The sequence below is a fragment of the Streptomyces pactum genome, from assembly GCF_002005225.1.
In the GTDB taxonomy this organism is placed as follows: Bacteria; Actinomycetota; Actinomycetes; order Streptomycetales; family Streptomycetaceae; genus Streptomyces; species Streptomyces pactum_A.
On record NZ_CP019724.1, the window covers coordinates 4,444,442 to 4,457,220 of the forward strand.

Sequence of the window (12,779 nt, forward strand, 5' to 3'; positions counted from 1 at the left end):
CGGGCTGAGAGGGCGCTGACCTCCGTCCCAGCGATGTTTCACGGGAAACGTCACCGAATCCGAGTGATGTTTCCCACGGAGCGTCAGCAGACGGAAGCCGCTGCGTCGACCGCCGAACCTGTTACCGGGTAATGCCGGCGTAGGGAGTAGGTCTCATGACCATCAAGGACGCACGCACGCCTGCCTCCGCACAGAACGACTCCGCCCAGGAGGAGACCACGGAGGCCGGGAAGTCCGTCGGCTGGCACAAGGCGTACGTCGAGGGCTCACGCCCCGACCTGCGGGTGCCGGTTCGTCAGGTGCACCTCACCAACGGGCAGTCGGTCACGCTGTACGACACTTCGGGCCCGTACACCGATCCACTGGTCGACACCGACGTCCGCAGGGGCCTGGCGCCGCTGAGGGAGAACTGGATCATCGCCCGCGGCGACACCGAGGAGTACGCGGGCCGTCCCGTCCGTCCCGAGGACGACGGACTCAAGCACACCTCACCGCGGGGCGGCCTGCGCAACCTCGACGCCGTCTTCCCTGGACGGCCGCGCCAGCCGCGCCGCGGGAGGGACGGCAACGCGGTCACGCAGCTCGCGTACGCACGCCGGGGTGAGATCACACCGGAGATGGAGTACGTGGCCGTCCGGGAGAACGTCTCGCCGGAAGTGGTCCGGGAGGAGATCGCGGCGGGCCGTGCCGTACTGCCCGCCAACGTCAACCACCCGGAGATCGAGCCGATGATCATCGGTAAGAGGTTCCTGGTGAAGGTCAACGCCAACATCGGCAACTCGGCGGTGACGTCCTCCATCGAGGAGGAGGTCGACAAGATGACCTGGGCGACCCGGTGGGGAGCCGACACGGTCATGGACCTGTCCACCGGCCGCAACATCCACACCACGCGCGAATGGGTGCTGCGCAACTCCCCCGTTCCCATCGGGACGGTGCCGCTCTACCAGGCCCTGGAGAAGGTCGACGGCCGGGCCGAGGAGCTGACCTGGGAGATTTACAAGGACACGGTCATCGAGCAGGCCGAGCAGGGCGTGGACTACATGACGGTTCACGCGGGCGTGCGCCTGGCGTACGTACCGCTGACCGCGAACCGCAAGACCGGCATCGTCTCGCGCGGCGGCTCGATCATGGCGGCCTGGTGCCTGGCGCACCACAGGGAATCGTTCCTGTACGAGAACTTCGAGGAACTCTGCGAGATCCTCGCCGCCTACGACGTCACGTACTCCCTCGGCGACGGCCTGCGGCCGGGATCCATCGCGGACGCCAACGACGAGGCCCAGTTCGCCGAGTTGCGCACGCTCGGGGAACTCAACACGATCGCCAAGCGTTTCAACGTACAGACCATGATCGAAGGCCCGGGACATGTCCCGATGCACAAGATCAAGGAGAACATCGACCTTCAGCAGGAGATCTGCGATGAAGCTCCGTTCTATACGCTCGGCCCGCTGACGACGGACGTCGCGCCGGCGTACGACCACATCACCTCCGGTATCGGTGCCGCGATGATCGCCTGGTGGGGCACGGCCATGCTGTGCTACGTCACGCCCAAGGAGCATCTGGGCCTGCCCAACCGTGACGACGTCAAGACCGGCGTCATCACCTACAAGATCGCCGCCCATGCCGCCGACCTCGCCAAGGGTCACCCAGGTGCGCAGGAGTGGGACGACGCGCTGTCGGACGCACGTTTCGAGTTCCGGTGGGAGGACCAGTTCAACCTGGCGCTCGACCCGGACACGGCACGGGAGTTCCACGACGAGACGCTGCCGGCCGAGCCCGCCAAGACAGCCCACTTCTGCTCGATGTGCGGGCCGAAGTTCTGCTCGATGAAGATCTCGCAGGACATCCGGCGGGAGCACGGAGGCAGCAAGTCCGAGATCGAGGCGGGCATGGCCCAGAAGTCGAAGGAGTTCGCGGCACACGGAAACCGGGTGTACCTGCCGCTGGCCGACTGAGTCACTGCTCCGGCCGCACGCTGAGCGACTCTGTGCACGGGGAGCGGGGCGCTCAGCGTGAACCGGGGGCCGGCGTCCGCTCGGGAGGGCTCGCCACCCCGAACGGGTTGTCGATCGCGTACCGCCAGAATCCGTCCGGCCCACGACGAGCCACGTCGGTCGCGGTGCCCTCGATGTGGACCTGGCCGCCGTGCGCGGCGACACCGTCGATGACGAAGTCGACGATCAGCAGCGCCAGGTCACCGACGACGTAGGTGTGTCGTGGCGTCACTTCTATGGGCACGCGCAGGCTCAGGAAGCCGTCGTTGGCCCGGAACCGGTCCGATCCGGTGACCAGGCGGCCCGGCGTCGGCACGAAGCCGGCGTCCGGCTCGTACAGCCGGTCGAGGGCCGCGGGATCGAAGGTGTTGAAGGCTTTGGCGAAAACGAGGGGGTGATCGGTGGCACGGCGGGCCAGGGGCACACTGGGGGAATGCGTCATGTGGCAAGCGAACAGCCGCTCGACATGGGTCACCAAACGGAAACCCACGCGTGGGACGCGGAGCTGGTTCCAGGTCCGCGGGGCCGTACCCGCCGCCCCGAGCCCGGCTGCCCGGTCGAGGTCGCTCTCGCCGCGGTTTCGGGGCGCTGGACCACCCTGCTGCTACGCGAACTGATGGGTGGCCCCCGAGGTTTCACGGAGCTGCGGACGCTGCTCCCCGAGCTGTCGGCCAAGGTGCTCAGCGAACGGCTCCGCGCCCTCCAGGAACGGGGCCTGGTGCAGGCCGAGCGGCTGCCCGGCTTTCCCGTGCGGACTCGGTACGAGCTGACGGAGGCGGGCCGGACCCTGCGATCGCTGCTGGTCGAGCTGTACGCGACCGGTGAGGAACTGCTGCGTCTGACCCATGCCGGCTCCGGGGACGAGTGATCGTCCGGACAGGCCGCCGGGCCTGCCCCCTCCCCACCCAGGAGCGCGCTCGGCAGACTGGGCGCATGACAGCCACCTCCCTGAGCAAGGGCGCCAACCTCGCCGTCGACTCCCCCGCGGTGCGCGTCGAACTCGTCTGGTCCGCCGGACCGGGCGTCCCCGAGGTCGACGCCTCCGCGCTGCTGCTCACCTCGGCCGGACGTGTGCGGGACGACGGCGACTTCGTCTTCTACAACCAGCCCCGCCACGCGTCCGACGCGGTGGGACACCTGGGCAAGCAGGGCGGCTCCGGTGCCGCCGCGGGTGTCACGACCGACGTCATCGAGGTGGACCTGCGCTTGGTGGAACCGGCCGTCGACCGCATCGTCCTGTGCGCCTCGGCGGACGGCGGGACCTTCGGTCAGGTCCCGGGCCTGTCACTGCGACTGCTGGACGCCGGGACCCGCACCGAGCTGGCCCGGTTCGACATGTCTGCCGGGACGGAGACCGCCCTTGTCGGCGGCGAGCTGTACCGGCGCCAGGGGAAGTGGAAGTTCCGCGCGGTCGGGCAGGGGTACGCCTCCGGACTCGCCGGTCTCGCCACCGACTTCGGGATCACCGTGGACGACACTCCCCCGGTGCCCATGCCGTCGGCCCCACCTGCCCCACCTGCCCCACCTGCCCCACCTGCCCCACCGGCCTCGCTCGCTCCGCCCGCGGCCCCGGCCCCGGCCCCGGCCCCGCCCGCCGCACCGGCCCAGGCTCCGTCGCCGGCCGACACCGGGGCGGGCCCCCGCCTCACCAAGGGCGAGGAACGCCTTCCCGTCGACATGCGCAAGCGACTGTCCCTGCGCAAGGAGCAGGTAGCGGTCAGCTTGATCAAGCACGGGGCGGCCGGTGTGACCGCGCGCGTCATCCTGGTCCTCGACGCCTCCGGGTCCATGTCGTTCCTCTACTCCAAGGGCGTGGTCGCGGACGTCGTGGAGCGGATGGCCGCCGTCGCCGCGCAACTGGACGACGACGGTGAGATGCAGGCCTGGACCTTCGCTTCGAACCCGGCGCGCCTGCCCGACCTCCGCCTGGGCGACCTGCCCGGGTGGCTGCGGCTGCACGTACGCGTGGGGGAGATCAGCCTCTTCCGTCGCGGCAGGAAGAAGGGCCTGCACCCCGAGCAGGTAGACATGCGGGCCGTCGGCATCCAGAACGAGGAGCAGAAGGTGATCGCCGAGGTCCGAGCCTACGTCCGGGACAACCCGGCGTCGGCTCCGACCCTGGTGCTGTTCTTCTCCGACGGCGGTGTCTACCGCAACGCCGAGATCGAGCGGGAGCTGCGTGAAGCGGTGGAGGAACCCGTCTTCTGGCAGTTCGTGGGGCTCGGTCGGTCCAACTACGGGGTGCTGGAGCGTTTCGACACCTTGCCGGGCCGCCGCGTCGACAACGTCGGCTTCTTCGCCGTCGACGACATCAGCACCGTCCCGGACCCGGAGCTGTACGACCGCCTGCTCTCCGAGTTCCCGTCCTGGATCGCTGCCGCCGGCCGGGCGGGCATCCTCTGATCCGCCGCCCGCCCGGGCCGGTGGCTATTCGGGCCGGTGTTCCGGGCCACCGAAGTCCGGACTGCTGTAGTCCGGGCTCGAGTAGCGCGGACGCGGGCCCGCCTCGGGGCCGCCGTCCGGGCTCGTGAACCCCGGGCGGCCGTATCCGAGGTGCGGCATACGGCTGCTCGGCGCCGCCGGTGCCGTGCGGTGCAGTGCCGTGGTGCCCGGTTCGGCGAGTGCCTCCCGCAGGAAGGGGAGGATGCCTCGTTCCAGCAGGGCTTCCTGCCAGGCTTCCCTGGCCCGGACCACTTCCTCGTCGAGTTCGCCGTAGCGGCCGGACTCGGTGGAGGGGCGGTTGCGCAGCGCGGTGAGCAGCAGTCCCACCGCGGCGACGAGGATCGCCACCGCGGTCACGGCCCCGAACACCCAGCCGGTGGTGAGCATGGTCTGCGCGAAGGCCTGCCCCGGATCGAGCATCTTCAGGAGGTAGCCGACGAGCAGGAAGATCGCCGCGGCGGTACCGGCCAGCACGGGTGCCAGGACGGCGACGACGGCGACGGCGCCCGCTCCGGTCGCCTCCGCGACCTCGCCCATGGTGGCGGCGAGCCCCGCCGTGCCCGTGCCCGGCTCGTCTGAGCCGGATTCACGCGTCGACGACATCCGTGCGGGCGGCGCCGGGTGGCGTAGTTCCTCGCGGACCTTCACGTAGTGCTGGTACTCGGTCGCGGCCGCCGCGGTGATGAGGGCGGTGGCGTTGAGTGCCATGGTGCGCAGTTGTTCGGAGTTGAGCCGCTGTCCGACAGCGGCCAGTTCCGGGCGGTGTGGTGCGGAGCGCAGCGCCTCTTCGAGGACCCGCTCGTACTCTCGGCGGTCCTCGTTCGACAGGTACTGCGGAACGCTGTTCATGTGCATCCCCCGATGCTCCGTAGGGCTTGGGGCTCGCATGCCAACGAGCCGTCGGGCAGAAACGGAGGGGAGCCTGCTACGGATAAGCCGATGGTAGAGCGGTGACGGTGGGGGGTGACAGGGGGTTTCCAGAAATTGGGTGCCGAGCTGTACGGACACCGCCGTGTGTAAACCCGTCCGGTGAATGGTCAGGCGTCGAGCGGAAGTTGCTGGACCAGCAGTTTCCCGGCCATGGTCACGCCGCCGTCCATCGCGATGGCCAGCCCGTCCGCGTAGACGTGAGGGCCCTCGACCGCGGTGCGCGTGTCGTCCTCGCCGTCCTCGGAGCCGACCTCGCCCAGCAGGTAGGGGATGGGGCTGTGGCCGTGCACGATCCGGGTGCCACCGTAGGTGTCCAGCAGGGAGCGCACGGCGTCCGCGCCGCCCTCGTCGCGGAAGGAGAAGCGCTTGGTGAACTTGCGGAACAGGTCCCACACCTCTTCCGCGTCGTTGCGCGTGAGCGTCTCGCGGACGGTGTCGTTGACCTCCTCGATGGAGCGGCCGTAGTCGAGGTAGGTGGTGGTGTCGGAGTGGACCAGGAGGTGGCCGTCGACCGCTTCGAGGGCGTCGAGGCGGGCCATCCACTGCAGGTGGTGGTCCTGCAGTCGGTCCATGTCGGTCTTCTGACCGCCGTTCAGCAGCCAGGCCGCCTGGAAGGTGGCGGTGCCCGCGCCGGAGTTGACGGGCGTGTCGCCGAACCGCTTCGCGCCGAGCAGCAGCAGCTCGTGGTTGCCCATCAGCGCCTTGCAGTAGCCGCCGGCCGCGGCGGCCTCGGCGGACAGCCGCATCACCAGGTCGATGACGCCGATGCCGTCCGGGCCACGGTCCGTGAAGTCGCCGAGGAACCACAGGCGGGAGGTGCCGGCGCACCACTGGCCCGCGGCGTCGATGAGGCCCTTCTCCCGCAGGGCGGCCAGCAGCTCGTCGAGGTAGCCGTGCACGTCGCCGACGACGAACAGCGGGCCCTGGCCCCTGGCGGGCTGCTGTACCGGGACCGGCTCGGGGTCGACGGCCACCTGGACGGTGTCACCCCGACGGATGACGGGCAGATCCCGCTGAGTGGGTGTGTACCCCTCCGGAAGGGGCTCCTCGTGCTCCTCCTCGGAGGGCGGCGCGGCGTCGCCCGTGTGCGTGCCGGTGGCGGCGTACGGAGCGGTCTCGTGCACATACGCGGGCACCCTGAAGTCGCGTACCGTCGCCGTCCGCTCCACCTCGGGTCCCTGACCGGCCCCCTGAGTCATCGACCCCTCCACCATCGCGCCGCATCTGCACCGCTTCGGACTGCCTGGTCGCAGCGGCCCGCGGTGTGTGGGCCCATCATAGGAATGCGGATCGCGCTGTGTGATGACCCAGGGGTGGTGAATCAGAACAGGACTCCGGTTCAGCGCGGCTTTCGCCCCGATTGGGGCGGGCTTCGCCCGTCCGCAACGATGATGTGATCATGCCCCGGACGTGCCGGGTGCCGTTCTGGCAGCCCTTGCCGCTTCCGTCCGGGAGCGGCGTCGCACCCGCGGACCGCCGTCGGCTCACCTCCCGGGGGCCGTCGCACCCGCGGGGCCGCCCCGCCGCACCCGCGGGGCCGCCGTCGCACCCGCGGGGGCGCGTCAGCCGGGCCCCGGCTTCCCGCTTCCCGCTTCCCGGACGGTGGCCCTACTCGCCCTCGGGCGACCGCGGCGGGCTGACCGTCGTCCGGGGCGGGCGGCGCTGCGACGACGTACGCACCATCAGTTCGGTCGGTATCACCTGCTCGACCGGGTGATCCGAGTCGAGCCCCTCGATGGCGTCGATGAGGACCTGGATCACCGCCGTGCCGATGCGGCGGGGCTTCAGCGACAGGGTGGTGATGGGCGGCTCGGTGCTGGCGTACACGGTGGACTCGCTGCAGCAGACCAGCAGCAGGTCCTCCGGGACCCGTAGCCCGTAGCGGCGGGCGGCGGCGAGCAGGTCGGTGCCGTTCGGATCGAACAGGCCGTAGACGGCGTCGGGCCGGTCGGGGCGGGCGAGCAGCCGGTCGGCGGCGACGGCGCCGGCACACGGATCGTGTGCCGGGTAGGCCTCGTAGACCGGGTCCTGGCCGACGCGTTCGCACCAGCGCAGGTAGGCGGTGGTCGACAGATGGGTGTACGTGTCGGTCGTGGTGCCGGTGAGCAGGCCGATCCTGCGGGCACCGGCGTCGGCCAGGTGGTCGAGGATGCCGAGTACGGCTGCCTCGTGGTCGTTGTCGACCCAGGCGGTCACGGGGAGCGAGCCGGCCGGGCGGCCGTCGGAGACGACCGGTAAACCCTGGCGTACCAGTTCGCTGACGACCGGGTCGTGGTCCGACGGGTCGATGACGACCGTGCCGTCCAGTGCGACGTTGGACCACACGTCGTGACGGGAGGTCGCCGGGAGGATGACGAGGGCGTATCCGCGGGCGAGCGCGGCGGACGTGGCGGCGCGCGCCATCTCCGCGAAGTACGCGAACTCGGTGAAGGTGAAAGGTTCATCCCCGTACGTCGTCACGGTCAGGCCGATGAGTCCGGACTTGCCGGTGCGGAGCGTGCGGGCGGCGGCCGAGGGGCGGTAGCCCAGTCGGTCGGCGACCTCGCGCACATGGCGCCGGGTGGCATCCGGGAGTCGGCCCTTGCCGTTGAGGGCATCGGAGACGGTAGTGATGGATACTCCGGCGGCGGCGGCCACGTCCCTGATACCCGCCCGGCCCGGCCGACTGCCTCGACGTGAGGTTTCCGCGCGGCTCACCTGGTGCTTCCCTGCTGCTGTCATGGCGAGCCGATAGTAGGGCTCATGGGGTGGGGTAGGGCGGACGCATATGCACGCGTTGACAGTCACGTTTCTGCATGATCATTAAGCCCTAACGGCCTTGGAAAGTAAGCCAGTTGGGCGAACTCGTCCCACTACCTGACGTGTCGACCAGTGAAGGCCTGCCAAGGGGTGGATGTTGCGAAGAGGTCTCAACTCACCTGCACGAGGGATGCGCGCTACGGCGCGAGCCACCGGCGCGTAGATATATGTGTGGCGCGCCCCCCGAATCGTGCGCCTTCGTGCACTGATGCCCCTGATGCTGGTGTGACGGAGGAGGTCTGACCTCACCTATACGCAGCGGCGCCGAATCCTCATAGGGTGAGAAGTATTCGATGCCGGTGGTGGTCACGAGGAGGACTGCGGTGAGCGAGACGAGCCCCAAGCTGCGCGCCGAGCTGGAGGGTATCCCCAGTTACAAGCCGGGAAAGCCCGCAGCGGCCGGTGGCCCGGTGGCCTACAAGCTGTCCTCCAACGAGAACCCCTATCCGCCCCTGCCGGGTGTGATGGAGACGGTGACGGCCGCGGCCTCGTCGTTCAACCGGTACCCGGACATGGCCTGTACGTCCCTGATGGGCGAGTTGTCGGACCGGTTCGGTGTGCCTCTCTCCCACCTGGCCACCGGCACCGGCTCGGTCGGCGTGGCCCAGCAGCTCATCCAGGCGACCTCGGGTCCGGGCGACGAGGTGATCTATGCCTGGCGCTCCTTCGAGGCGTATCCGATCATCACGCAGATCAGCGGCGCGACGTCTGTGAAGGTGCCCCTGACACCGGGCGACGTGCACGACCTGGACGCGATGGCGGCCGCGATCACCGACCGCACCCGGCTGATCTTCGTCTGCAACCCGAACAACCCGACGGGCACCGTGGTGCGGCGGGCCGAGCTGGAGCGGTTCCTCGATCAGGTGCCGAGTGATGTGCTGGTCGTCCTGGATGAGGCCTACCGCGAGTTCATCCGCGACTCCGAGGTGCCGGACGGCGTCGAGATCTACCGTGAGCGGCCCAACGTCTGCGTCCTGCGTACTTTTTCCAAGGCGTACGGCCTCGCCGGCCTGCGGGTCGGGTTCGCCATCGCCCACGAGCCGGTGGCGGCGGCGCTGCGCAAGACGGCGGTGCCCTTCGGGGTCAGTCAGATCGCGCAGGAGGCGGCGATCGCCTCGTTGCGTGCCGAGGACGAGCTGATCGGCCGGGTCGGTTCGCTGGTGTGCGAGCGCACGCGCGTGGTCGACGCGCTGCGTGCGCAGGGCTGGACGGTGCCCGAGACCCAGGCCAACTTCGTGTGGCTGCGCCTGGGGGAGCGCACGGTCGCCTTCGCCGACGCCTGTGAGCAGGCCGGCGTGGTCATCCGGCCGTTCCCGGGCGAGGGTGTGCGGGTGACGGTCGGGGAGAGCGAGGCGAACGACATCTTCCTCAAGGTGTCGGAGGAGTTCCGCAAGGGGCTGTAGGCAGTTCAGGACCGCTGTAGTGGTCCTACGTGTCGACGCGCTCGACGCGTACCGGGTCGCCGTCGCGCACCGTCGCCAGCAGGCGCGGGTCGCCGTTGAGACGTCCCAGGACGTTGCAGGGACTCGCGAGGCGGCACTCCTCGCCTCGCGAGATCGGCGTGGGTCCGTACGGCAGTGCAAGCGCGTCGCCGTCGGTCCAGAAGGCGACGGTGCCCGGTTCGACGACCTGCCGGGTGTCCGTTTCACGTGAAACGGACACACCCGTGTCGAAGTACACCTCCTCGCCCCATGTGTGGGCCGAGGAGGTGAATGGCAGGGCCTTGAGGAGCGCCTGCGTGGTCGGGGTGTCGTCGAGCGCTGCGGTGAGGTGCCCCGCAGGCCATGAGATCAGTATCTTTATGCGGCGAATTCAACAAGTTGTTGAAGTTCTTGCCAAGGGGGTTGACGTCACAGGGGACCCCCCTTCCGGTGTCGAAAAGCTGTACGTCATAATTGCTTGTGAATGTGAACGCGTTCACAAGCGTGTCCCGGTTGCACCCGAGATAGGTGTGACATACACGCTCAAACCGCCGCTGACCACGGCGCTGTGGCGATGTAAGGAGACTGACGACGTGGACTTGGCTCTGGCGCCGGAGACGCTGGCGCGATGGCAGTTCGGCATCACGACCGTCTACCACTTCCTGTTCGTCCCGCTGACGATCTCGCTGGCCGCCCTCACGGCCGGACTGCAGACCGCCTGGGTCCGCACGGAGAAGGAGAAGTACCTCAGAGCGACCAAGTTCTGGGGCAAGCTCTTCCTGATCAACATCGCGATGGGTGTCGTCACCGGCATCGTGCAGGAGTTCCAGTTCGGCATGAACTGGTCCGACTACTCCCGCTTCGTAGGCGATGTCTTCGGCGCGCCGCTCGCCTTCGAGGCGCTGATCGCCTTCTTCTTCGAGTCCACCTTCATCGGCCTGTGGATCTTCGGCTGGGACAAGCTGCCCAAGAAGATCCACCTGGCCTGCATCTGGATGGTCTCGATCGGCACCCTGCTGTCGGCGTACTTCATCCTCGCGGCCAACTCCTGGATGCAGCACCCCGTCGGCTACCGGATCAACGAGGAGAAGGGCCGCGCCGAGCTGACCGACTTCTGGGCGGTCCTGACCCAGAACACCACGCTCAACCAGGTCTTCCACAGCTTCTCGGCGGCCTTCCTGACGGGCGGCGCCTTCATGGTCGGCATCGCCGCCTTCCATCTGATGCGCAAGAAGCACATCCCGGTGATGCGGACCTCGCTCCGGCTCGGCCTGGTGACGCTGGCGGTCGGTGGCGTGCTCACCGCGGTCAGCGGCGACACCCTCGGCAAGGTCATGTACGAGCAGCAGCCGATGAAGATGGCCGCCGCCGAGGCCCTGTGGGACGGCGAGGAGCCGGCGCCCTTCTCCGTCTTCGCCTACGGAGACGTCGACAAGGGCCACAACAAGGTCGCCCTGGAGATTCCCGGACTGCTGTCCTTCCTCGCCCACAGTGACTTCGACTCGTACGTGCCCGGCATCAACGACACCAACAAGGCGCTGCAAGAGGAGTTCGGCCCGGGTGACTACAAGCCCATCGTTCCCGTCGCCTACTGGGGTTTCCGGTGGATGATCGGCTTCGGGATGGCGTCCTTCTCCCTGGGCCTGCTGGGCCTGTGGCTGACGCGGAAGAAGTTCCTGCTCCCGCCCGCTCTGCGGACCGGTGAGGACGAGGTGCCGCGCCTGGTGCTGCTGCGCAAACCGCTCGGTACCAGACTCACCCGCCTGTACTGGCTCCTGGCCCTCTGGACGATGGCGTTCCCGTTGATCGCCAACTCCTGGGGCTGGATTTTCACCGAGATGGGCCGGCAGCCCTGGGTCGTCTACGGCGTCATGCAGACCCGCGACGCGGTCTCCCCCGGTGTCTCCCAGGCGGAGGTCATCACGTCGATGGTCGTCTTCACCACCCTCTACGCCATCCTCGCCGTCATCGAGGTCAGGCTGCTCGCCAAGTACGTCAAGGCGGGCCCGCCCGAGCTCACCGAGGCCGACCTCAACCCGCCCACGAAGATCGGCGGCGACCTCCGTGACGCCGACAAGCCGATGGCCTTCTCGTACTAGGCCGAGGGAGCTGCACAGTCATGGAACTGCACGACGTCTGGTTCGTACTCATCGCCGTCCTGTGGACCGGCTACTTCTTCCTGGAGGGCTTCGACTTCGGGGTCGGTGTACTCACCAAGCTGCTCGCCCGGGACCGGGCCGAGAAGCGCGTGCTGATCAACGCCATCGGCCCCATGTGGGACGGCAACGAGGTGTGGCTGCTCACGGCCGCCGGTGCGACCTTCGCGGCCTTCCCCGAGTGGTACGCCACGCTCTTCTCCGGTTTCTACCTGCCCCTGCTCGTCATCCTGGTCTGCCTGATCGTCCGGGGCGTCGCCTTCGAGTACCGGGTGAAGCGGCCCGAGGAGCGCTGGCAGCGCAACTGGGAGACCGCGATCTTCTGGACCTCGCTGATCCCGGCCTTCCTGTGGGGCCTGGCCTTCGGCAACATCGTCCACGGAGTGAAGATCGACCGGGATCTGGAGTACGTCGGCTCCGTCGGGGACCTGCTCAACCCGTACGCACTCCTCGGCGGCCTGGTCACACTGACGCTGTTCACCTTTCACGGAACGGTGTTCACGGCGCTCAAGACCGTCGGTGAGATCCGCGAGCGAGCCCGGACCATGGCGCTGCGCATCGGTGTCGTCACCGCCGTGCTCTCCCTGGCTTTCCTGGTCTGGACGCAGGCCGACAACGGGGACGGCAAGAGCCTGGTCGCCCTTGTGGTGGCCGTCGCCGCGTTGGTGATCGCCCTGGTGGCGAATCAGGCCGGGCGCGAGGGGTGGTCGTTCGCCCTGTCCGGCGTCACCATCGTGGCCGCCGTGGCGATGCTCTTCCTGACGCTCTTCCCGAACGTCATGCCGTCCACGCTCGACGCGGACTGGAGCCTCACCGTCACCAACGCCTCGTCCAGCCCCTACACCTTGAAGATCATGACCTGGCTGGCCGCGGTCGCCACGCCGGTCGTCCTGCTCTATCAGGGCTGGACGTACTGGGTGTTCCGCAAGCGAATCGGCACCCAGCACATCGCCGAATCCGCGCACTGAGTCCGGGCAGGGTGTGGTTCACGTGAGGCGGTGCCACGTTTCACGTGAAACGCGCTCTCCGGACAGGAAGGC

The 12,779-nt window shown here is 68.7% G+C and carries 11 protein-coding genes; 6 read left to right on the forward strand and 5 right to left on the reverse strand.

Going from position 1 to position 12,779, the window contains the following annotated elements:
- The first annotated feature begins 155 nt into the window (after positions 1–155).
- Positions 156–1,952 (forward strand): phosphomethylpyrimidine synthase ThiC, encoded by a 1,797-nt coding sequence (gene thiC / locus B1H29_RS18800; protein WP_055422099.1) that lies wholly within the window; start codon positions 156–158, stop codon positions 1,950–1,952.
- Between the two features lie 52 nt (positions 1,953–2,004).
- Here the strand turns inward: thiC and B1H29_RS18805 are convergent, their stop codons facing one another.
- Positions 2,005–2,433, reverse strand: a complete 429-nt coding sequence (locus B1H29_RS18805) for a YybH family protein (protein WP_055422098.1) — start codon at positions 2,431–2,433, stop codon at positions 2,005–2,007.
- Here B1H29_RS18805 and B1H29_RS18810 point away from each other — a divergent pair.
- Complete coding sequence (locus tag B1H29_RS18810) at positions 2,425–2,859, forward strand: winged helix-turn-helix transcriptional regulator (protein ID WP_055422181.1); 435 nt, start codon at positions 2,425–2,427, stop codon at positions 2,857–2,859. The genes B1H29_RS18805 and B1H29_RS18810 overlap by 9 nt on opposite strands.
- 65 nt (positions 2,860–2,924) lie before the next feature.
- Entirely contained in the window at positions 2,925–4,394 is a 1,470-nt protein-coding gene (locus B1H29_RS18815) for a VWA domain-containing protein (RefSeq protein ID WP_055422097.1), read from the forward strand.
- Between the two features lie 24 nt (positions 4,395–4,418).
- On the opposite strand, the gene B1H29_RS18820 is transcribed toward B1H29_RS18815, so the two are convergent.
- The 3 genes from B1H29_RS18820 to B1H29_RS18830 form a co-directional block, all read right to left on the reverse strand.
- Positions 4,419–5,288 carry a hypothetical protein gene (locus B1H29_RS18820; protein WP_055422096.1) on the reverse strand — a complete coding sequence of 290 codons (870 nt, stop codon included), beginning with the start codon at positions 5,286–5,288 and terminating at the stop codon, positions 4,419–4,421.
- Positions 5,289–5,470: 182 nt separating this feature from the next.
- On the reverse strand, positions 5,471–6,577 hold the full coding sequence (locus B1H29_RS18825; protein WP_079160307.1) for a metallophosphoesterase family protein: 1,107 nt from the start codon (positions 6,575–6,577) through the stop codon (positions 5,471–5,473).
- A 394-nt stretch (positions 6,578–6,971) separates the two neighbouring features.
- Positions 6,972–8,084, reverse strand: a complete 1,113-nt coding sequence (locus B1H29_RS18830) for a LacI family DNA-binding transcriptional regulator (protein ID WP_079160308.1) — start codon at positions 8,082–8,084, stop codon at positions 6,972–6,974.
- Positions 8,085–8,485: 401 nt separating this feature from the next.
- On the opposite strand from B1H29_RS18830, the gene hisC reads away from it, so the two are divergent.
- Positions 8,486–9,565 carry a histidinol-phosphate transaminase gene (gene hisC, locus B1H29_RS18835; protein WP_055422093.1) on the forward strand — a complete coding sequence of 360 codons (1,080 nt, stop codon included), beginning with the start codon at positions 8,486–8,488 and terminating at the stop codon, positions 9,563–9,565.
- 25 nt (positions 9,566–9,590) lie between these two features.
- Here the strand turns inward: hisC and B1H29_RS18840 are convergent, their stop codons facing one another.
- Positions 9,591–9,965: a cyclophilin-like fold protein gene (locus tag B1H29_RS18840; protein WP_055422092.1), complete on the reverse strand. Its 375-nt coding sequence runs from the start codon at positions 9,963–9,965 to the stop codon at positions 9,591–9,593.
- A gap of 211 nt (positions 9,966–10,176) precedes the next feature.
- Here B1H29_RS18840 and B1H29_RS18845 point away from each other — a divergent pair, with 211 nt between their 5' ends.
- Both B1H29_RS18845 and cydB read left to right on the forward strand, forming a co-directional pair.
- Complete coding sequence (locus tag B1H29_RS18845) at positions 10,177–11,682, forward strand: cytochrome ubiquinol oxidase subunit I (RefSeq protein WP_055422091.1); 1,506 nt, start codon at positions 10,177–10,179, stop codon at positions 11,680–11,682.
- Positions 11,683–11,702: 20 nt separating this feature from the next.
- Positions 11,703–12,707, forward strand: a complete 1,005-nt coding sequence (gene cydB / locus B1H29_RS18850) for a cytochrome d ubiquinol oxidase subunit II (RefSeq protein ID WP_055422090.1) — start codon at positions 11,703–11,705, stop codon at positions 12,705–12,707.
- Positions 12,708–12,779: the final 72 nt, after the last annotated feature.

Excerpts from the sequence above, each read along its gene's own strand:
- thiC (WP_055422099.1), top strand. The coding sequence starts at position 156 with ATGACCATCAAGGACGCACGCACGCCTGCCTCCGCACAGAACGACTCC.
- B1H29_RS18810 (WP_055422181.1), top strand. The coding sequence starts at position 2,425 with ATGCGTCATGTGGCAAGCGAACAGCCGCTCGACATGGGTCACCAAACG.
- B1H29_RS18805 (WP_055422098.1), bottom strand. The coding sequence starts at position 2,433 with ATGACGCATTCCCCCAGTGTGCCCCTGGCCCGCCGTGCCACCGATCAC.
- B1H29_RS18815 (WP_055422097.1), top strand. The coding sequence starts at position 2,925 with ATGACAGCCACCTCCCTGAGCAAGGGCGCCAACCTCGCCGTCGACTCC.
- B1H29_RS18820 (WP_055422096.1), bottom strand. The coding sequence starts at position 5,288 with ATGCACATGAACAGCGTTCCGCAGTACCTGTCGAACGAGGACCGCCGA.
- B1H29_RS18825 (WP_079160307.1), bottom strand. The coding sequence starts at position 6,577 with ATGGTGGAGGGGTCGATGACTCAGGGGGCCGGTCAGGGACCCGAGGTG.
- B1H29_RS18830 (WP_079160308.1), bottom strand. The coding sequence starts at position 8,084 with ATGACAGCAGCAGGGAAGCACCAGGTGAGCCGCGCGGAAACCTCACGT.
- cydB (WP_055422090.1), top strand. The coding sequence starts at position 11,703 with ATGGAACTGCACGACGTCTGGTTCGTACTCATCGCCGTCCTGTGGACC.